Below are 18,635 nucleotides of genomic sequence, written 5' to 3' on the forward strand. Positions count from 1 at the left end.
CGGACATCATGAGCTTCCTCGACTACGCACCCGCCCCCGAGTCGCGGGCGATCCTCTCGCTCCGCGACAGCTACGGCCTCTTCATCGACGGCGAGTTCGTCGACGGCCGCGGCGAACCGTTCCAGACCATCAGCCCGGCGACCGAAGAGCGCATCGCGATGATCGCCAACGCGAACGCCGCAGACGTCGACGCCGCAGTGGCCGCCGCCCGCCGCGCCTACGATCGCACCTGGTCGAAGATGAGCGGTCGCGACCGCGGCAAGTACCTCTTCCGCATCGCACGTCTCGTGCAGGAGCGGGCCCGCGAGCTCGCCGTCGCCGAGTCGCTCGACAACGGCAAGCCGATCAAGGAGTCGCGCGACGTCGACGTGCCCCTCGTCGCCGCCTGGTTCTTCTACTACGCGGGCTGGGCCGACAAGCTCGATCATGCCGGCCTCGGCGCGAACCCCCGCTCGCTCGGCGTCGCCGCGCAGGTGATCCCGTGGAACTTCCCGCTGCTGATGCTCGCGTGGAAGATCGCTCCGGCACTCGCCGCCGGCAACACCGTCGTGCTGAAGCCCGCAGAGACGACGCCCCTGACGGCGCTCATCTTCGCCGAGATCCTGCAGCAGGCCGAGCTGCCCGCCGGCGTCGTGAACATCATCACGGGCGCGGGCGACACCGGCGCAGCGCTCGTCGCGCACGAGGGCGTCGACAAGGTCGCCTTCACCGGATCGACCGGCGTGGGCCGTGCGATCGCCAAGCAGGTCGCCGGCACCGACAAGAAGGTCACGCTCGAGCTGGGCGGCAAGGCCGCGAACATCGTCTTCGACGACGCGCCCATCGACCAGGCCATCGAGGGCATCGTCAACGGCATCTTCTTCAACCAGGGGCACGTCTGCTGCGCCGGCTCGCGCCTCCTCGTGCAGGAGAACATCCACGACGAGGTCGTCGAGCGCCTGAAGCTGCGCCTGTCGACGCTCCGCCTCGGCGACCCGCTCGACAAGAACACCGACATCGGTGCGATCAACTCGAAGGAGCAGCTCGAGCGCATCCGCACGCTCTCCGACATCGGAGTGGCAGAGGGCGCCGAACGCTGGACCGCGCCCTGCGACATCCCCGAGAACGGCTTCTGGTTCGCCCCGACGATCTTCACGGGAGTGCAGACCTCGAGCCGCATCGCCCGCGAGGAGATCTTCGGCCCGGTCCTGTCGGTGCTGACCTTCCGCACCCCGGCCGAGGCCATCGCGAAGGCGAACAACACCCCCTACGGCCTCTCGGCGGGCATCTGGACCGACAAGGGCAGCCGCATCCTCGCGGTCGCCGACCAGTTGCGCGCCGGCGTCATCTGGGCGAACACCTTCAACCGCTTCGACCCCGCGTCGCCCTTCGGCGGCTACAAGGAGTCGGGCTACGGCCGCGAGGGCGGCCGGCACGGGCTCGGCGCCTACCTCGCGCCCGCCCCGATCGGCCAGTCGTCGACGAGCCGTGCGGCGATCGCGGCCGCGCCGTCGACCGCGGCCGTCGAAGCGGATGCCTCGGCGCCCGCGAAGCGCACCCGAGCCGCGAAGCCCGCCCGAACGCTCAAGACCTCCACGAAGGGATCGAAGCGATGAGCCGCCTCGCCGTGCCGAAGACCTACAAGCTCTACATCGGCGGAGCCTTCCCCCGCAGCGAGTCGGGCCGCACCTACGAGGTGCTCGCCGCCGACGGCTCGTTCCTCGCGAACGCCGCGCTGGCCTCCCGAAAAGACGCCCGCGACGCGGTCGTCGCCGCACGGGCCGCCGTCTCGGGCTGGTCGGGCGCCACCGCGTACAACCGCGGCCAGGTGCTCTACCGCATCGCCGAACTCCTCGAGGGGCGACGGGCGCAGTTCATCGCCGAGATCGAGGAGGCCGAGGGGGTCACGCGCGCCGCGGCATCCGCTCAGGTCGACGAGGCGATCGACCGCTGGGTCTGGTACGCGGGCTGGGCCGACAAGTTCGCCCAGGTCGCCGGCAACGCGAACCCGGTCGCCGGGCCGTACTTCAACATCTCGGTGCCCGAGCCCACGGGCGTCGTGGCGGTCGTCGTGCCGCAGGACTCCTCGCTCCTCGGCTTCGTCTCGGCGGTCGCGCCGGCCCTCGTCGCCGGCAACTCCGTCGTGGCGATCGCGAGCGAGCGGTTCCCGTTGTCGGCGATCAGCCTCTCCGAGGTGCTCGCCACGAGCGACGTGCCGAAGGGCGTCGTCAACGTGCTCACGGGTTCGCCCGCCGAGATCGCTCCGTGGCTCGCGAGCCACGCCGACGTCAATGCGCTCGACCTCGTTGGCGCGGGCGCCCTTGACTGGGTCTCGCTCGAGATCGACGCCGCAGACACGCTGAAGCGCGTGCTGCGACCGGAGTCGGGCGCGGATGCCGCGGCGCCGGCGCTCGGCCGCATCGCCGCGTTCACCGAGACCAAGACGGTCTGGCACACGAAGAGCCTGCGATAGGAGCACGATGGCAGGACGCAACGGCGCGTCAGACGAACGGGGCCGGCTCGCGACCGACCCCTTCGAGTACCGCATCACGAAGCAGGGCGGCATGATCGTCTCGCGCGGCGGTCGTGCGGTGATGACCATCGGCGGACGCGAGGCCGCACGACTCGTCGCGGCGCTGCAGCGCGCCGACGAGACGCAGGCGCAGCATCTGCTGGCGCGGGCGAGCGGCAACTATCGTCGAGGCAACGAACGTTCGTAGGCCGTTCGCCGGCAGGTGGGGAGGTTGCGCATGCGCGTACTCGTGACTGGAGCGACCGGCTACATCGGGGGACGCCTCGTGCCGAGGCTGCTCGACGCCGGGTACGAGGTCCGCGTGCTCGCGCGCCGGGCCGAACGTCTGCGAGACGTGCCGTGGCGCGATCAGGTCGACGTCGTCGAGGGCGATCTCGCCGATCGGGCCTCCGTCGACGCTGCGACCAGGGGCGTCGACGTCGTCTACTACCTGGTGCACTCGATGGGCGGGCGCGGGGACTTCGCATCGACCGAGCTGCGAATCGCCGCGAATGTCGCGGCGGCCGCGCGCGAGCACGGCGTCGGCCGTCTCGTCTACCTCGGCGGACTGCACCCCGAGGACGAGCGACTCTCGCGCCACCTGCGCTCGCGCACACAGGTCGGAGAGGTGCTGCTCGCCTCCGGCGTGCCGACGATCGCGTTGCAGGCCGGAGTGATCATCGGCTCGGGGTCGACGTCGTTCGAGATGATCCGCCACCTCACCGAGGTGCTCCCGTACATGCCCGCGCCGCGCTGGGTGCGCAGCTTCATCCAGCCGATCGCGGTGCGCGACGTGCTGTACTACCTGATCGCCGCCGCCGAGGTGCCCCTCGATGCGAGTCGTGCCTTCGACATCGGCGGCCCCGAGATCCTCCGGTACGGGCAGCTCATGAACGGGTACGCGGTCGAGGCGGGCCTGCCGCAGCGACCGATCGCGGCGCTCCCGGTACTGACACCATGGCTCGCGGGGCAGTGGGTCAACCTCGTGACTCCGATTCCGCGTCGCATCGCCGTGCCGATCATCGAATCGCTCCAATTCGACTGCGTGATGCACGACCACGACATCGACCGGGTCATTCCGCCGCCACCGGAAGGGCTGCTTCCCTACCGGGTCGCGGTACGGTTGGCACTCGAGCGGGAACGAGCCGGTGAGGTCGAGACGAGCTGGCGCAACGCCGAGGTGGCCGGGGCCCCGAGCGACCCCCTGCCGAGCGATCCCCAGTGGGCGGGGCACACGGTCTATCTCGACGCACGGGAGCGGCGGACCTCCGCTCCTTCGCGCGAACTCTGGCGCGTCATCGAGGGCGTGGGCGGTGAGAACGGATGGTACTCGTTCCCACTCGCCTGGGCGGTGCGCGGTTGGGTGGACAAGCTCACCGGCGGGGTCGGCCTCCGACGGGGGCGGCGCGATCCCGAGACGCTGCACGTCGGCGACGCCGTCGACTTCTGGCGCGTCGAGGCGATCGACCGTGGGAGCTTCCTCCGACTTCGTGCCGAGATGCGGGTGCCGGGGCGGGCGTGGCTGGAGCTCGAGGCACGGTCGGCGCCGGGCGGTGCCGAGTACCGCCAGCGCGCGGTGTTCTTCCCGAAGGGCCTCTCGGGTCGCCTCTACTGGTGGGCGATCTTCCCCTTCCACGGCATCATCTTCGCCGGCATGGCGAACCGCATCACCGCAGAGGCCGAGGCCGCGGCGCTCCGCGTCGATCATCTCGACGCAGCGGAGTGACCTGGCGGTGGCTGCCGGAGCCGCGCGACCCGCGAACGGGAGGTAACGAAACGGTAACGGCGTTGCTAGAGTGACCTGCACTGCTCGCGCAACGGCGCGCGAACGGTGGAAAGGCCCGACCCGTGCTTCACCCGCTCGACACCCTCGCGCAGGCGAGGGCGCGCCGGCGGCCCGCCCAGGCCGCCGGCGAGATCTCCGAATCCCGACCTGCCGCGTCGACCGCCCCTCGCCGGCTCCGGTTCGACCCGTCGTCGCGCGGCCCGCGAGCGATGCTCGCGTGTCTCGCGGTGGGCGTGCTCGCCGGCGTGCTGCTGTTCGCGCAGGTGCCCCCGACCGTCTACGCCATCGACGTCTTCGGGGCGCTGCGGGAGCCGGGGGAGCCGGCGTTCACGGTCGGGCACCGCGGTGACCGGGCCGCGGCGCCCGAGAACACGATGCCCTCGCTCGAACTGGCCATGGACGAACTCGCGTTCGTCGAGACCGACGTGCAGCTCACCCGCGACGGGGTGCCCGTGCTGTTCCACGACACGACACTCGAGCGCATCACGGGAGACAGCCGGTCGATCGGCGAGCTGGACGCCACCGCGGTCGAACGGCTCGACGTCGGCGCCTGGTACGGCGAGGAGTTCGCGGGCACCCGCGTCCCGACGCTCGACGCCTTCCTCGAGGCCCTCGCCGAACGCGACGAAGCGCGGGCCCTCATCGAGCTGAAGGCCGATTGGGGTGCAGCGGGTATTCGCGCGGTGACCGGACTCATCGAGCTCCACGGGCTTCGCGGCCGGGTCGTGCTGCAGAGCTTCAGCCTCGAGACGCTGTTCGCGCTGCAGCGCGTCGCCCCGACGATTCCCCGCATCATGCTCATCCGAGAGCTTCCCGCGAACCCGCTGCCGATGGCCGAGCGACTCGGCGTCATCGGATTCGGCACGACCGTGGAATCCGTGACGGCTCAACCGGCGGCGCTCGTGGCCCTGCACGATGCCGGCATCGCCGTGCTCTGCTACACGCTCAACAGCCACGAGCACTGGGAGGAGGTGAGCGCGCTCGGGGTCGACGGCATCATCACCGACGAGCCGAGCGAGCTCGACGACTGGCTGGCGGTCACGGCGCCGGGCACGTGATCTCGAGCGCTCAATCGGCGGATGCGACCTCGATGCCGAGGGCGGCAGCGGCGTCGGCGAAGACGCCGTGCATGGTGGGGGAGAAGAGCGCGAATCGGATGAGCCCCGGCCCCGGTGAGGCGGCCGCCGCCGAGAGCGCCACGCGCGCGGCATCCGTTGCGGGCCATCCGTAGACGCCGGCCGAGACGGCGGGAAGGGCGACGGTGGCGGCTCCGAGCGACTCGGCGAGGCCGAGGGAGTTCCGGTAGGCGGCGGCGAGCAGTTCTCGCCCGGCGTCGCCTTCCGGACCGTCGCCGGGCCAGACCGGGCCGACCGTGTGGATGACCCAGCGCGCGGGAAGCCGGCCCGCGCTCGTCGCGACGGCCTCGCCCGTCGGCAGGCCGTCGGGCAGGGCGGTCGCGCGAAGGCGACGGCACTCGGCGAGGATCTCGGGACCGCCCGCCGCGTGGATCGCGCCGTCGACGCCGCCGCCGCCGAGCAGCGAGGAGTTGGCCGCGTTCACGATGGCGTCGACCTGCTGCACGGTGATGTCGCCCGTGACCAGCTCGATGCGCGGCATCCGCTCGACTACCCCCGGTTGTTGGAGAGCTCGAAGATGCGCACGAGTTCGGCCACGGCGGCCTCGCGCTGCTCGCCGCCGGCGTCGTACATCTCGGTCACGTGCGTGCGCAGGTGATTCTCGACGAGGAGCTTGTTGAGGGAGCCGAGCGACTTCTGCACGGCCAGGGAGAGCGTGATGATGTCGACGCAGTAGTCGTCGTTGTCGATCATCTTCTCGATGCCGCGCAGCTGGCCCTCGATGATCTTCGTGCGGTGCAGTGCGCGCTTCTTGATGTCCTCGATCACCTGAACAGGATACCCCGTTTGCGCCAGATACCCCAGGGGGGTACTGTTGGGATTCGGCGAGAGACCATCAGATGAAGGAGAGTGACGGATTTGCTGCAGCAGGAGACCCGCACGATCGACCTCGGCATCGAGGGCATGACGTGTGCGAGCTGCGTCGGGAGAGTCGAGAAACGGCTCGGCAGGCTCGACGGCGTCGAGGCCGAGGTCAACCTCGCGACCGAGAAGGCACGCGTGCGATTCCCGGCGACGACGTCGATCGACGAACTCGTCGAGGCGGTGCGCCAGGCGGGCTACACCGCCCATGTGCCCGCGGCCCCGACCGAGCAGAACCTCGGAGACCCGGGCGGACACGCCGAGACCGGTTCCGCAGCGCACGGTGCGTCGGCTCGAGGTTCCGAAGTCCTGCCCGCCGAGGCGGGGGAGGCGAGCGCCGCCGGGCAGGCGAGCGCTGCGGCATCCGACCCGCTCATGACCCGTCTCGTGGTGTCGGCCGCGCTCACCGTGCCCGTCGTGGTGCTCGCGATGGTGCCCGCCCTGCAGTTCACCTACTGGCAGTGGTTCTCGCTCATGCTCGCGGCGCCGGTCGTCGTCTGGGGCGGCTGGCCGTTCCACCGGGCGGCGGCCGTGAACCTCCGCCACGGTTCGCTCACGATGGACACGCTGGTCTCGCTCGGCACGCTCACCGCGTTCGCCTGGTCGCTCTGGTCGCTCTTCTTCGGGCACGCCGGCATGCCGGGCATGACGCACGAGTGGACCTTCGGGGTGCGCGGCGCCCCCGGGGGAGACATCTACCTCGAGGTGGCCGCGGGCGTCATCACGATCCTGCTGCTCGGGCGGGTGCTCGAGCAGCGCTCGAAGCGGCGTGCCGGCCAGTCGCTGCGCACCCTCCTCGAACTCGCGCCGCGCGAGGTCTCGGTGCTGCGGGGCGAGGGCGCCGAAGAGCGCGAGGAGCGGGCGTCGATCGCGGCGCTCCGCCCCGGCGACCGCTTCGTCGTGCGACCCGGCGAGCGCATCGCCGCCGACGGTGTCGTGGTGCGCGGCGAGGCCGGCGTCGACGAGAGCATGCTGACCGGCGAGCCGGCACCGGTTGACGTGGCGCCCGGAGCGTCGGTGACCGCGGCGACGATCGTGCACGGCGGCAGCCTCGTCGTGGCGGCCGAGCGCGTCGGCACCGACACCCGGCTCGCGCAGATCGCGCGCCTCGTCGAGGACGCGCAGCTCGGCAAGTCGCGCGCCCAGCGCCTCGCCGACCGCATCTCGGCGGTGTTCGTGCCGATCGTCATCGCGCTCGCCGCGGCGACCGCGATCGTCTGGGTCGCCACCGGCAGCCCGGTCGAGCAGGCCATCACCGCGGCGGTCGCCGTGCTCGTCATCGCCTGCCCCTGCGCGCTCGGCCTCGCGACGCCGATGGCGATCCTCGTCGGCACCGGGCGGGGCGCCGAACGCGGCATCCTCATCACCGGACCCGAGGCGCTCGACCGTGCGGGCGACGTCGACACGATCCTCCTCGACAAGACCGGCACCCTGACCACCGGCCGCATGAGCCTCACCGGTGTGACGGCCGCCGACGGCGCGGAGGGTGGCGAGAGCATCGAGGGTGCCGCCGCCCTGGATCTCGCTGCGGCGCTCGAGCGCGGCTCCGAGCACCCGGTCGCGCGGGCGATCGTCGACGGGGCGGATGCCTCGGGCTCGGCGTGGCGCGGCCTGCAGATGCACGACTTCCGGGCCCACGCCGGGCTCGGCGTCTCGGGCGTGGTCGACGGGGTGCCCGCGGCCGCCGGGCGTCCGGCGTTCCTCGTCGAGCTCGGCTACCGCATGCCGGCGGCGCTCGAGGCGCGGGCGGCGGCATCCGATCACACCCTCGTCGCCGTCGGATCCGCCGGAGAGGTGCGGGCGCTCATCGAGGTCGGCGACCGGGTGCGCGACGGCGCCCGTGAGACGGTCGACCGGCTCCGCGCCCTCGGCCTCCGCCCCGCGCTCGTGACGGGCGACGCCGAACGGCCGGCGGCTCGCGTGGCCGCAGCGCTCGGCATCGACGAGGTGCACGCCGGGGTGAGCCCCGAGGGCAAACTCGAGATCGTCCGGCGCGAGCAGGCCGAAGGCCGCAGGGTCGCGATGGTCGGCGACGGCGTGAACGACGCCGCGGCGCTCGCCGCCGCAGACCTCGGCATCGCGATGGGCGGGGGCACCGACGCCGCGGCTTCGGCGAGCGACCTCGCGCTCACGCGCGACGAGCCGGGTGCCATCGCCGATGCGATCTCCCTCGCGCGGGCGACGCTCCGCACGATCAAGGGCAACCTGTTCTGGGCGTTCGCCTACAACGTCGCGGCGATCCCGCTCGCGGCGGCGGGGTTCCTGAACCCGATGATCGCGGGCGCCGCGATGGCCTTCTCGAGCGTGTTCGTGGTGTTGAACAGCCTTCGCCTTCGCCGGGCATGAGCTGCGACGCGGGCCCCGAACGGATGGTCGTCGGGGCCCGCGACCGCGCTAGCGTAGGTGCATGCGCCGCTCCCGAACCGCACTGATCGGCATCGCTGCCGCGGCCGTCGGACTCGTGGCCGCGCTCGCCGCGGCGCTTCCGGCCGCAGCGGTCGTGACCGCAGCCCCGAGCGCCGCAGCAGCCGCAGTATCGCGAACCCTCGCCGAGCCCGCGGCATCCGTCATCGGAGGTGTCTCCAGCGGCCTCGACGACTTCACCTTCGATTCCTTCGACGCCGTCTACGAGCTCTCGCGCGACGACGGCGGCCGCTCGGTGCTCGACGCGACCGAGACGCTCGTCGCCCGGTTCCCCGAGTTCGACCAGAACCGCGGCATCCGGCGTGCGATCCCGAGCTCCTACCGCGGGCACCCGACCGACATCGAGCAGATCACGGTCTCCGACGGCACCGGCGCGCCGCGTTCGTTCGAGGTCGAGGAATCCGACGACGACGATGACGGGGACTTCCTCTACGTCACGATCCGTGCCGACGACTTCGTGCACGGCGAGCAGACCTACGTCATCAGCTATCGGCAGCACAACGTCACGCTGCAGCCCGACGATGCGAATGTCGACGAGTTCTACTGGGATGTGAACGGCACCGGCTGGGCCCAGCCGTTCGGGCGGGTGAGCGCCGAGTTGCACCTGAGCGACGACCTCGAGGCGGCCCGCACCGGCGCGGTCGCCTGCTATCGCGGTGCTGAGGGCTCGAGCACGCCCTGCGACTCGCTCCAGGAGGAGTCGCAACCGCCCGTCATCACGGCCGAGGCGCTCGACCTGCTGCCGCTCGAGACACTCACCCTGGCGCTGGCGTTCGACGCCGACACCTTCGTGCCGCGCGACGAGGCGTTCGGCTCGTCGCCCGCTGCGGTCGGCGGGGCCGTCGCAGCCGTGATCGCCGTGCTCTCCGCGGCGGCGGCGCTGTTCCTGCGCCTCACCCGGTGGCGCGACCATCCAGGGCGCGGCACGATCATCGCCCAGTACGAGCCGCCGCCGGGCGTCTCGACGCTCGCCGCCGCCGATCTGGTCGGGGCGTCGGCGAAGGGCGTGACCGCGACGATCCTCGAACGGGCGGTCGCCGGTCAGTTGCGCATCGTCGAATCCGGCAGGAGGAAGTACGCCGTCGAGTACGTGGGCGGCGGCGCACCTGCCGATCCCGATGCCGATGCGGTCGTGTCGGCGCTCTTCCGCGACCGCCGAGCCGGTGAGCGGCGCGAGCTCGCGAACGACACGGCGCTCGGCAAGCGCCTGTACGCGATCAATCAGGCGATCGGCAAGCGCGTGGTCGCATCGGGCCTCCGCCGCCGGCCAGCCCTCGGGCTCCGGGTGCTGCTCCTCGTGATCGCCGGCGTGGCCGCGATCCTCTCGTTCGTGCTCGGCGTCATCGCGCTCGACGCCCAGATGGGCGGGTTCTGGCCGGCCGTCTGCTTCGGCATCGCCTTCCTCGCGGCGGTGCTGACGCTCGTGGCCGTCGCCAGCGTACGTCCGCTCACCGAGCAGGGCCGCGAGCTCCGCGACCACCTCGAGGGCCTGCGTCTCTACATCCGGCTCGCCGAGGCCGACCGGCTCCGCGTGCTGCAGAGCCCGAGCGGTGCCCTCAGGGTGGAGCGGCCCGCGGCATCCGATGCGGCGGCCGCGACGGATGCCGCAGGCGCGCCGGTCTCGACCGTCGCCCTCGACCCGGTGACCGTGCTGAAGCTCAACGAGCGCCTGCTGCCCTATGCCGTGCTCTTCGGCCTCGAGCGCGAATGGGCCGAGGTGCTCTCAGCGCTGCACGAGCAGGTCGGCACGGAGCCCAGCTGGTACTCCGGATCCAGCGGGTTCAACGCCGGGGTGCTCGCGTCGGGCATCTCGTCGTTCTCATCCGCCTCGAGCTCGTCGTGGTCGGGATCGGCATCGAGCTCGGGGTCGAGCGGGTCCGGCGGCGGCGGCTCAGCGGGCGGCGGAGGCGGCGGAGGCGGGGGCGGCGGGGTCTGACCGTCGCGATGCCGCGCCACCCGCACGCCGAACGCTACTCGGCGGCGACCCCCGGTTCGTCGCCGAGATCGACCCGGCGCTCGGCGTCGAGGCCGGGCACCTCGTCGTCGAGGCTGTCGTCGATCGAACGCGCGTCGTCGTCGGCAGCGTCGTCGAGTTCCTCGAACTCCGTGTCTTGCGACACCGTGAATTCGTCATCGGGCGAGAGGTCGTCGCCCGCACCTGCGAGACCGTCCATGAGGCAAGGGTAGGCCTGTCGCGCCGATCTTGCACGGGGTTGAGGTTAGACTGGCTCTGCGCACGACGAATCCGTTCTTCGTCCGACCGCGTGAGCTGGGTGTGAATGAACCCGAGTTCGCGCGCTGCTCGGTTCGGGATTCGCGCACCGCGGGCCACCGACCAGTTCGGTGCCGCCGAGCGGTCTCGAACATCTCACGATGTCGAGGGGGGCGCCGGATTCGGCTCAAACGGATTCGGCCCAGACACTGGAGGACCATTGGCCCAGACGAGGCAGCGGCAGCGCACGCGTTCGCGTGACGATGACGCACCGATCATCCCGATCCTCGCGCGCAAGGTGCGCGAGGTGGAACAGAAGGCGCAGAAGGGCAAGCTCGGCCCGACGAACCGCACGAAGTTCCAGGTGATCGCACTCCTCATGCGCGAGGAGCGCGCCCGGGTCAAGGCCGACACCGAGATCACGGATGCCGCGCGCTCCGAGCTCCTCAAACGACTCGACGGCATCGCGCAGATCCTCGCGAAGACCGCGGCCCGCGACACGAGCCTCATCGCGCTGCTCGAGCCCGACGCCTCGATCTCGACCGTCGCGCAGCGGTTCCGCCGCGACTGGCTGCTCGAGTCGGGTGCCGAGCTGTCGCCCGACGAGCTCATCATCACTCGCGAGGCAGAGGTGACGCCCGTGCTCAGCGAGAACCAGGTGATCCCGGCATCCGTGCGCTCGCGGCAGCTCGCGAACCCGTTCCTCGCACCCGACTTCTCGAAGCAGGCCGCTCCGGTCGTGCCGGTGCGCCGGCTCGCCAACTGGGAGCTGCTCGGCCCGCTGTTCAAGTCGTTCGAGGTCGGCTCCGGCGGCCAGGCCGCCACGATGGAGCTGCCCGAGGCGCCGAAGGTCGACCGGCTCGCGCCGCGCGGCCTCGAGCTCATGAAGCACCAGGCGCGCTTCATCGAGAGCGCTCGGCTCGGTCATCGCACGTTCCTGCTCGCCGACGAGCCGGGCCTCGGCAAGACGGCGCAGTCGGTGCTCGCGGCATCCGTCGCCGGCGCCTACCCGCTGCTCGCGGTCGTGCCGAACGTCGTGAAGATGAACTGGGCGCGCGAGGTCGAGCGGTGGACCCCGCATCGCCGCGCGACCGTCATCCACGGCGACGGCGACACGCTCGACGCCTTCGCCGACGTCGTCATCGTCAACTACGACGTGCTCGACCGGCACATGGCGTGGCTGTCGACGCTCGGGTTCAAGGGCATGGTCGTCGACGAGGCGCACTTCATCAAGAACCTGCAGTCGCAGCGTTCGAAGAACGTGCTCGCCCTCGCCGACCGCATCCGTCGTGCCGCGCCGGGCGGCGACCCGCTGCTGCTCGCCCTCACGGGCACGCCGCTCATCAACGACGTCGACGACTTCCGCGCCATCTGGAAGTTCCTCGGCTGGATCGAGGGCGACAAGCCGTCGCCCGAGCTGCTCGGCAAGCTCGAGGAGTCGGGGCTCACGCCCGCCGAGCCCGGCTTCTACAGCGCCGCACGCCGCGCCGTGATCGACCTCGGCATCGTGCGCCGCCGCAAGGTCGACGTCGCCGCCGACCTGCCCGCCAAGCGCATCGCCGACCTTCCCGTCGAACTCGACGACGAGCTCGGTCGCTCGGTGCGCGCCGCCGAGCGCGAGCTCGGCAACCGCCTCGCCGGGCGCTTCCGCGCGCTCGTCGAGGCGCGGCACCTGCGCGTCGGCGACCTCGACGAAGACCAGCGCGACCAGTTCATCCGTGCCGTCGCGAGCGCCGAGCTCGAGGAGTCGAAGGCGACGAAGTCGGGCGAGAACGTCTTCACGATGGTGCGCCGCATCGGTCAGGCCAAGGCCGGGCTCGCCGCCGACTACGCGGCCCAGCTCGCGCGCTCGGTCGGCAAGGTCGTGTTCTTCGCCAAGCACATCGACGTCATGGACCAGGCCGAGGCGGCCTTCGCCGCACGCGAGCTGCGCACCGTGTCGCTCCGCGGCGACCAGACCGCCCTGCAGCGCCAGGCCGCCATCGACGCGTTCAACAATGACCCCGAGGTCGCCGTCGCCGTCTGCTCGCTCACTGCGGCAGGCGTCGGCGTGAACCTCCAGGCCGCGTCGAACGTCGTGCTCGCCGAACTGAGCTGGACCGCGGCGGAGCAGACGCAGGCCATCGACCGCGTGCACCGCATCGGTCAGGACGAGCCCGTCACCGCGTGGCGCATCATCGCCGCGCACACCATCGACGCGCGCATCGCCGAACTCATCGACTCGAAGCAGGGGCTCGCCGCCCGAGCGCTCGACGGCAGCGATGTCGAGCCCGGCTCTGCGGATTCGGTGCAGCTGGACGCCCTGCAGCACCTGCTGCGGCAGGCGCTCGACGGCGCACTGTAGCCGTAAGGCGGAGCTGCCGTCAGGCGTGCGACTCGGCGATTTCAGCGAGCTGGCGCGTGACTGTGCCCCACGCGTCGTGGAAGCCGAGCTGATCGTGCCGATCGCGGTCGGCGACGTTCCGGTGCATCGCGGTCGCGGAGTACTCGGTGCCGTCTGGGTGGTCGCGCATGCGGAAGGCGGCGGTCACGAACGACGCCTCGGCCGGGCGCCAGCCCGAGACGAGCGCGTCCGTCCAGACGATCCGCTCGAGGTCGTCGACCGCGAGGAAGCACCCTGTGATGTGCGGGTCGAACGCGGCGCCGTCCTTGCTGAACTCGGTGCGGAACGACCCACCGGGGCGGAGGTCCATCTCGATCACCCGGCAGACCTCGGGCGCCGGGACCCACCACTGCTCGAAGCGCCGGGGGTCGGCCCAGGCGTCCCAGACCGCTCGGCGAGGGGCTCGGATGATGCGCGAGACGGTCAGATCGAGTTCGGGGCGCGTCGTGTCGGGCATGCGGGGTCTCCTCGTCGTGCGTCGTGATGGTGTCGTGTCGTGTACAGGCTTATACCCGTCGGAAGGGGAAGTCGAGGTTCGCTAGACTTCCCGGAGTCGTGCCCCGATGAAGCGGCTCCGGCGACGAATCCCCAGAGCAACAAGGAGTCCCACGAGCATGAAGATCGGCATCCTCACGTCGGGCGGAGACTGCCCCGGCCTCAACGCGGTCATCCGCGGATCCGTGTTGAAGGGCGTCATCTCGTACGACACCGAGTTCGTCGGCTTCCGCAACGGCTGGCGCGGCGTCGTCGAAGAGGACATCGTGCCCATCGTGCGCCACGACGTGCGCGGCCTCGCCAAGCAGGGTGGCACGATCCTCGGCTCCAGCCGCACCAACCCGTTCGAGGGCGAGGGCGGCGGCCCCGAGAAGATCCAGGAGATGCTCGACCGCAACGGCATCGACGCGATCGTCGCGATCGGCGGCGAGGGCACGCTCACCGCGGCCCGCCGCCTGTACGACGAGGGCGGCATCAAGGTCATCGGCGTGCCGAAGACGATCGACAACGACCTCGCGGCCACTGACTACTCGTTCGGCTTCGACACGGCCGTGCAGATCGCGACCGAGGCGATCGACCGCCTGCGCACGACGGCCGACTCGCACGGGCGCTGCATGGTGCTCGAGGTCATGGGCCGCCACGTCGGCTGGATCGCCCTGCACTCGGGCATGGCCGGCGGCGCGCACGCGATCCTCATCCCCGAGCAGCCGCAGTCGATCGAGCAGATCGCCGAGTGGGTCGAGTCGGTGCGCGACCGCGGCCGGGCGCCGCTGGTCGTCGTCGCCGAGGGCTTCAAGTTCGACGACATGGCCGAGGCGCACTCGCACAAGGGCCTCGACGCGTTCAACCGCCCGCGCCTCGGCGGCATCGCCGAACTCATCGCGCCCATGATCGAGGAGCGCACGGGCATCGAGTCCCGTGCCACGGTGCTCGGGCACATCCAGCGCGGCGGCGAGCCGACCGCGTTCGACCGCGTGCTCGCGACGCGCCTCGGCATGGCCGTGGTCGACGCGGTCCACGACGGCGCATGGGGATCGATGGTGACCCTCCGCGGCACCGACATCGAGACCGTCTCGATCGCCGACGCGGTCGGCACCCTCAACCGGGTGCCGCAGTCGCGTTACGACGAGGCGAAGATCCTGTTCGGCTGAGCGTGCCGCTGCCCCAGGTGTGCGTCTGCTACCTCCTGCGCGAGCACGGAGGGCGCGTCGAGGTGCTCCTGGGGCGCAAGAAGCACGGGCTCGGCATGGGCTACTTCGTCGCGCCCGGCGGCAAGCTCGAGCCGGGCGAGTCGGCGACGGATGCCGCGGTGCGCGAGATCTTCGAGGAGTCGGGTCTCGTCGTCGCGGCGGCCGATCTCGAGCCGCGCGGCATCCTGAGCTATCTCTTCCCGCACCGGCAGGCGTGGAGCCAGGAGTCCAACGTGTTCGTGTGCCGTCGCTGGGCGGGCGACCCCGCGCCGTCCGACGAGCTCGACCCCGAGTGGTTCGATGTGCGCGATATCCCGCTCGACGAGATGTGGGACGACGCGAGCCGGTGGCTCCCCGACGTGCTCGCCGGCGGCACGGTGCGGCGCACCTTCGTGTTCGGCGCCGACCTCGCTACTGTGGTGGAGGAGCGCAGCACCGTCACGTAGTATCGATTCGTGCATGGCGGACTTGCTTCTGCAAGGCACGTCCCTTGAACATCTGGTGAACTCCCTCAATCGGGGAGTCGCCGATCCCAGAGAAAGACGCCGGTGGATCTCACCCTCATCGTCGTGCTGGTCATCGCACTGGCGCTCTTCTTCGACTTCACCAACGGGTTCCACGACACCGCCAGCGCGATGGCGACTCCCATCGCCACGGGTGCGCTGAAACCCAAGGTCGCCGTCGGCCTCGCCGCGATCCTGAACCTGATCGGCGCGTTCCTCTCGACCGAGGTGGCCAAGACCATCTCGGGCGGCATCATCAAAGAGGGTGACGGCGGGGTGCTCATCACCCCCGAGCTCATCTTCGCGGGCCTCATCGGCGCGATCGTGTGGAACATGATCACGTGGCTGCTGGGTCTGCCCTCGTCGTCGAGCCACGCGCTCTTCGGCGGTCTGATCGGTGCGGCGCTCGTGGGCTTCGGCGTCGGTGCGATCGACTTCGCGGTCGTGATGTCGAAGGTCATCCTGCCCGCGCTGCTCGCTCCGCTCACAGCCGGGCTCATCGCCTACGGCGCGACGAAGCTGGCCTACGCCATCACGCGGCGCTACGACGGCAAGCCCGACGGGCGCGACCGGTTCCGCCACGCGCAGATCTTCTCCTCCTCGCTCGTCGCCCTCGCGCACGGTACCAACGACGCTCAGAAGACGATGGGCGTCATCACCCTGACCCTCGTCGCCGCGGGCCTGCAGCCGGCCGGCGCCGAGGTGCAGCTCTGGGTCATCGTCACCTGCGCCATCGCGATCGCACTCGGCACGTACATGGGCGGCTGGCGCATCATCAAGACCCTCGGCACGGGACTCACCGACGTGAAGCCCGCCCAGGGCTTCGCCGCCGAGACCGCGACCGCCGCGACCATCCTCGCCTCGAGCCACGTCGGCTTCGCGCTGTCGACCACGCAGGTCGCCTCGGGCTCGGTCATCGGGTCCGGGCTCGGCCGTCGAGGCTCGAAGGTGCGCTGGCGCACGGCGGGCCGCATCGGCGTGGGTTGGCTCCTCACCCTGCCCGCAGCGGGCGGCGTGGGCGCGCTCGCCGCGGTCGTCGCACACCTCGGCGTCGTCGGCATCATCATCGACACCATCGTCGGCGTCTCCGTGATCGTCGGCATCTTCCTCTGGTCGCGTCGCAACGAGGTCTCCCACCACAACGTGGTGAGCGAGGTCGCCCACTCGGGCCGTGCCGTGAAGATCAAGCGCAACCCGAAGCCGAAGAAGAAGGTGACCTCGTGATCGACATGGGTGCGTTCCTCCTCGTGTTCGTCTCGGCCATGATCGGCACGATCGTCGTGGTCTCCGCCTACGCGCTCGGCGTCCGGCTTCTCACGCTGTCGGGCCGCACGCCCATCGTCACGCCCGCCGAGTTCACCGACGCGATCACCGTGGTGACGCCCGCCGAGATCCGCCAGGCTGAGAAGCGGGCGGCCAAGGCGGCGAAGAAGAGCCCGTTGAGCGAGGGGCAGAAGCGCGCCGCGCTCGTCGGCGCGTGGGCGTGCTTCGTCGTCAGCGGCGCGGCCGTGATCTACGGCATCTACCTGATCGTCGGCGAGCACGTCATCAAGCTGTTCACCTGAGCCACTCCAGTCCACCCGTCGCGCCCACCCGGGCGCGTCCCTCATCGAAGGTTCCCGGATGACCACTGAAACGACGACCGAGTCGACCCCTGAGACGGCACCGCAGAGCGAGAAGCCGCGGCATCCCGTCGATCGCTTCTTCGAGATCACCAAGCGCGGCTCCACCGTCGGCACCGAGGTGCGCGGCGGCATCGTCACCTTCGTGACGATGGCCTACATCGTGATCCTCAACCCGATCATCCTGTCGGCCGGCGTCGACGTCGACGGCAACCAGCTCGGGTTCGCCCAGGTCTCTGCCGTCACGGGACTCACCGCCGGTGTCATGACGATCCTGTTCGGCCTCGTCGCCCGGCTTCCGTTCGGCTTCGCCGCAGGCCTCGGCATCAACTCGTTCCTCGCGGTCTCGGTCGTCGGCCAGGTCACCTGGCCCGAGGCGATGGGCCTCGTGGTCATCAACGGCCTCATCATCGTGCTGCTCGCCGCGACCGGCCTCCGCCGCCTGATCTTCGACGCCGTGCCGATCCAGCTGAAGCTCGCGATCACCGTCGGCATCGGCCTCTTCATCGCCTTCATCGGCTTCGTGAACGCAGGGTTCGTCACCGCGACCGGCGCCGCTTCGCCGCCCGTGGGCCTCGGCATCGCCGGTTCCGTGGCCACCGTGCCGACCCTCGTCTTCATCTTCACCCTGCTGCTCACGGGCATCCTCGTTGCTCGCAAGGTCAAGGGCGGCATCCTCATCGGCCTCGTCTCCGGCACCGTGCTCGCGGTCGTCGTCGAGGCGATCTGGAACCTCGGCCCGATGTTCGCCGGTGACGAGTTCAACGCGGGCGGCTGGAGCCTCTCGGTGCCCGAGCTCACCGGCTCGATCGTGAGCCTGCCCGACCTGTCGCTCGTCGGACAGGTCTCGTTCGGCAGCTTCGAGCGCATCGGCGTGCTCGCCGCCGTCATGCTCGTCTTCACGCTCGTCTTCACGAACTTCTTCGACGCCATGGGCACGATGACGGGTCTCTCGAAAGAGGCGCAGCTCGCCGACGCGAAGGGCGACTTCCCTCGCCTGAAGTCCGCGCTGATCGTCGAGGGCGTCGGCGCCGTCGCCGGTGGCTACGCGTCGGCGTCGTCGAACACCGTCTTCATCGAGTCGGGCGCCGGCATCGGCGAGGGCGCGCGCACGGGTCTCGCGAACATCGTGACGGGCCTGCTGTTCCTCGCGGCGATGTTCTTCACGCCGCTCGTCTCGATCGTGCCGACCGAGGTCGCCTCGGCCGCCCTCGTCATCGTGGGTGCGCTCATGATGGCGCAGATCCGGTACATCGACTTCTCGGAGTTCTCGGTGCTGCTGCCGGTGTTCCTCGCGGTCACCGTCATGCCGCTCACGTACTCGATCGCCAACGGCATCGGCGCGGGCTTCATCGCCTGGGTCGTCGTGCGTTCGCTGTCGGGCAAGGCCCGCGAGATCAGCCCGCTGCTCTGGATCGTCGCAGCCGGCTTCCTCGTCTACTTCGCACGCGGACCGATCGAGGCGCTCTTCGCCTGACCTTCCGCTCAGACGACGGATGCCCCGGGGCCGATCGGCCCCGGGGCATCCGTCG

The 18,635-nt window shown here is 70.8% G+C and carries 17 protein-coding genes; 13 read left to right on the forward strand and 4 right to left on the reverse strand.

What is annotated here, in order from left to right; genetic code table 11:
- Window positions 1–8 precede the first annotated feature (8 nt).
- The 5 genes from BJY17_RS00955 to BJY17_RS00975 all read left to right on the forward strand — a co-directional run bounded on the left by BJY17_RS00955 (window position 9) and on the right by BJY17_RS00975 (window position 5,335).
- Window positions 9–1,595, forward strand: a complete 1,587-nt coding sequence (locus tag BJY17_RS00955) for an aldehyde dehydrogenase family protein (RefSeq protein WP_179549719.1) — start codon at window positions 9–11, stop codon at window positions 1,593–1,595.
- On the forward strand, window positions 1,592–2,452 hold the full coding sequence (locus BJY17_RS00960; protein ID WP_179549720.1) for an aldehyde dehydrogenase family protein: 861 nt from the start codon (window positions 1,592–1,594) through the stop codon (window positions 2,450–2,452). The genes BJY17_RS00955 and BJY17_RS00960 overlap by 4 nt, the downstream gene beginning before the upstream one ends.
- Window positions 2,453–2,459: 7 nt before the next feature.
- Window positions 2,460–2,699, forward strand: coding sequence for a hypothetical protein (locus BJY17_RS00965; protein WP_179549721.1), 240 nt, complete (start codon window positions 2,460–2,462; stop codon window positions 2,697–2,699).
- 30 nt (window positions 2,700–2,729) lie between these two features.
- On the forward strand, window positions 2,730–4,217 hold the full coding sequence (locus BJY17_RS00970) for an SDR family oxidoreductase (RefSeq protein ID WP_179549722.1): 1,488 nt from the start codon (window positions 2,730–2,732) through the stop codon (window positions 4,215–4,217).
- A 122-nt stretch (window positions 4,218–4,339) separates the two neighbouring features.
- Entirely contained in the window at window positions 4,340–5,335 is a 996-nt protein-coding gene (locus tag BJY17_RS00975; RefSeq protein WP_179549723.1) for a glycerophosphodiester phosphodiesterase, read from the forward strand.
- A gap of 10 nt (window positions 5,336–5,345) precedes the next feature.
- Here BJY17_RS00975 and BJY17_RS00980 read toward each other — a convergent pair whose 3' ends face one another.
- Window positions 5,346–5,894, reverse strand: a complete 549-nt coding sequence (locus tag BJY17_RS00980) for an O-acetyl-ADP-ribose deacetylase (protein WP_179549724.1) — start codon at window positions 5,892–5,894, stop codon at window positions 5,346–5,348.
- Between the two features lie 8 nt (window positions 5,895–5,902).
- The gene (locus BJY17_RS00985) at window positions 5,903–6,181 is read right to left on the reverse strand and encodes a metal-sensitive transcriptional regulator (protein WP_179549725.1); all 279 of its coding nucleotides are present in this window, start codon (window positions 6,179–6,181) and stop codon (window positions 5,903–5,905) included.
- 135 nt (window positions 6,182–6,316) lie between these two features.
- Here BJY17_RS00985 and BJY17_RS00990 point away from each other — a divergent pair, with 135 nt between their 5' ends.
- Window positions 6,317–8,620 carry a heavy metal translocating P-type ATPase gene (locus tag BJY17_RS00990; RefSeq protein WP_179552651.1) on the forward strand — a complete coding sequence of 768 codons (2,304 nt, stop codon included), beginning with the start codon at window positions 6,317–6,319 and terminating at the stop codon, window positions 8,618–8,620.
- Between the two features lie 61 nt (window positions 8,621–8,681).
- Entirely contained in the window at window positions 8,682–10,634 is a 1,953-nt protein-coding gene (locus BJY17_RS00995) for a DUF2207 domain-containing protein (RefSeq protein ID WP_179549726.1), read from the forward strand.
- Window positions 10,635–10,668: 34 nt separating this feature from the next.
- On the opposite strand, the gene BJY17_RS01000 is transcribed toward BJY17_RS00995, so the two are convergent.
- Entirely contained in the window at window positions 10,669–10,872 is a 204-nt protein-coding gene (locus BJY17_RS01000; RefSeq protein WP_179549727.1) for a hypothetical protein, read from the reverse strand.
- Window positions 10,873–11,130: 258 nt separating this feature from the next.
- Here BJY17_RS01000 and BJY17_RS01005 point away from each other — a divergent pair, with 258 nt between their 5' ends.
- The gene (locus BJY17_RS01005; protein WP_246303629.1) at window positions 11,131–13,254 is read left to right on the forward strand and encodes a DEAD/DEAH box helicase; all 2,124 of its coding nucleotides are present in this window, start codon (window positions 11,131–11,133) and stop codon (window positions 13,252–13,254) included.
- 19 nt (window positions 13,255–13,273) lie between these two features.
- On the opposite strand, the gene BJY17_RS01010 is transcribed toward BJY17_RS01005, so the two are convergent.
- Window positions 13,274–13,750: an SRPBCC family protein gene (locus tag BJY17_RS01010; protein WP_179549729.1), complete on the reverse strand. Its 477-nt coding sequence runs from the start codon at window positions 13,748–13,750 to the stop codon at window positions 13,274–13,276.
- A 157-nt stretch (window positions 13,751–13,907) separates the two neighbouring features.
- Here BJY17_RS01010 and BJY17_RS01015 point away from each other — a divergent pair, with 157 nt between their 5' ends.
- From BJY17_RS01015 to BJY17_RS01035, 5 genes are all read left to right on the forward strand, one after another.
- The gene (locus tag BJY17_RS01015) at window positions 13,908–14,939 is read left to right on the forward strand and encodes a 6-phosphofructokinase (protein WP_179549730.1); all 1,032 of its coding nucleotides are present in this window, start codon (window positions 13,908–13,910) and stop codon (window positions 14,937–14,939) included.
- Window positions 14,940–14,941: 2 nt separating this feature from the next.
- Window positions 14,942–15,424 carry an 8-oxo-dGTP diphosphatase gene (locus tag BJY17_RS01020; protein WP_179549731.1) on the forward strand — a complete coding sequence of 161 codons (483 nt, stop codon included), beginning with the start codon at window positions 14,942–14,944 and terminating at the stop codon, window positions 15,422–15,424.
- A 102-nt stretch (window positions 15,425–15,526) separates the two neighbouring features.
- Entirely contained in the window at window positions 15,527–16,705 is a 1,179-nt protein-coding gene (locus BJY17_RS01025; protein WP_179549732.1) for an inorganic phosphate transporter, read from the forward strand.
- A gap of 5 nt (window positions 16,706–16,710) precedes the next feature.
- On the forward strand, window positions 16,711–17,046 hold the full coding sequence (locus BJY17_RS01030; protein WP_179552652.1) for a peptidase: 336 nt from the start codon (window positions 16,711–16,713) through the stop codon (window positions 17,044–17,046).
- A 58-nt stretch (window positions 17,047–17,104) separates the two neighbouring features.
- Window positions 17,105–18,580, forward strand: coding sequence for an NCS2 family permease (locus BJY17_RS01035; RefSeq protein ID WP_179549733.1), 1,476 nt, complete (start codon window positions 17,105–17,107; stop codon window positions 18,578–18,580).
- Window positions 18,581–18,635: the final 55 nt, after the last annotated feature.

It is taken from the genome of Agromyces hippuratus (assembly GCF_013410355.1).
GTDB lineage: Bacteria > Actinomycetota > Actinomycetes > Actinomycetales > Microbacteriaceae > Agromyces > Agromyces hippuratus.

Coding starts and splice junctions, on each gene's coding strand:
- BJY17_RS01000 (WP_179549727.1), bottom strand. CDS start 10,872: ATGGACGGTCTCGCAGGTGCGGGCGACGACCTCTCGCCCGATGACGAA.
- BJY17_RS00995 (WP_179549726.1), top strand. CDS start 8,682: ATGCGCCGCTCCCGAACCGCACTGATCGGCATCGCTGCCGCGGCCGTC.
- BJY17_RS00955 (WP_179549719.1), top strand. CDS start 9: ATGAGCTTCCTCGACTACGCACCCGCCCCCGAGTCGCGGGCGATCCTC.
- BJY17_RS01015 (WP_179549730.1), top strand. CDS start 13,908: ATGAAGATCGGCATCCTCACGTCGGGCGGAGACTGCCCCGGCCTCAAC.
- BJY17_RS01035 (WP_179549733.1), top strand. CDS start 17,105: ATGACCACTGAAACGACGACCGAGTCGACCCCTGAGACGGCACCGCAG.
- BJY17_RS00960 (WP_179549720.1), top strand. CDS start 1,592: ATGAGCCGCCTCGCCGTGCCGAAGACCTACAAGCTCTACATCGGCGGA.
- BJY17_RS00970 (WP_179549722.1), top strand. CDS start 2,730: ATGCGCGTACTCGTGACTGGAGCGACCGGCTACATCGGGGGACGCCTC.
- BJY17_RS00990 (WP_179552651.1), top strand. CDS start 6,317: ATGACGTGTGCGAGCTGCGTCGGGAGAGTCGAGAAACGGCTCGGCAGG.
- BJY17_RS01010 (WP_179549729.1), bottom strand. CDS start 13,750: ATGCCCGACACGACGCGCCCCGAACTCGATCTGACCGTCTCGCGCATC.
- BJY17_RS00965 (WP_179549721.1), top strand. CDS start 2,460: ATGGCAGGACGCAACGGCGCGTCAGACGAACGGGGCCGGCTCGCGACC.
- BJY17_RS00980 (WP_179549724.1), bottom strand. CDS start 5,894: ATGCCGCGCATCGAGCTGGTCACGGGCGACATCACCGTGCAGCAGGTC.
- BJY17_RS01030 (WP_179552652.1), top strand. CDS start 16,711: ATGGGTGCGTTCCTCCTCGTGTTCGTCTCGGCCATGATCGGCACGATC.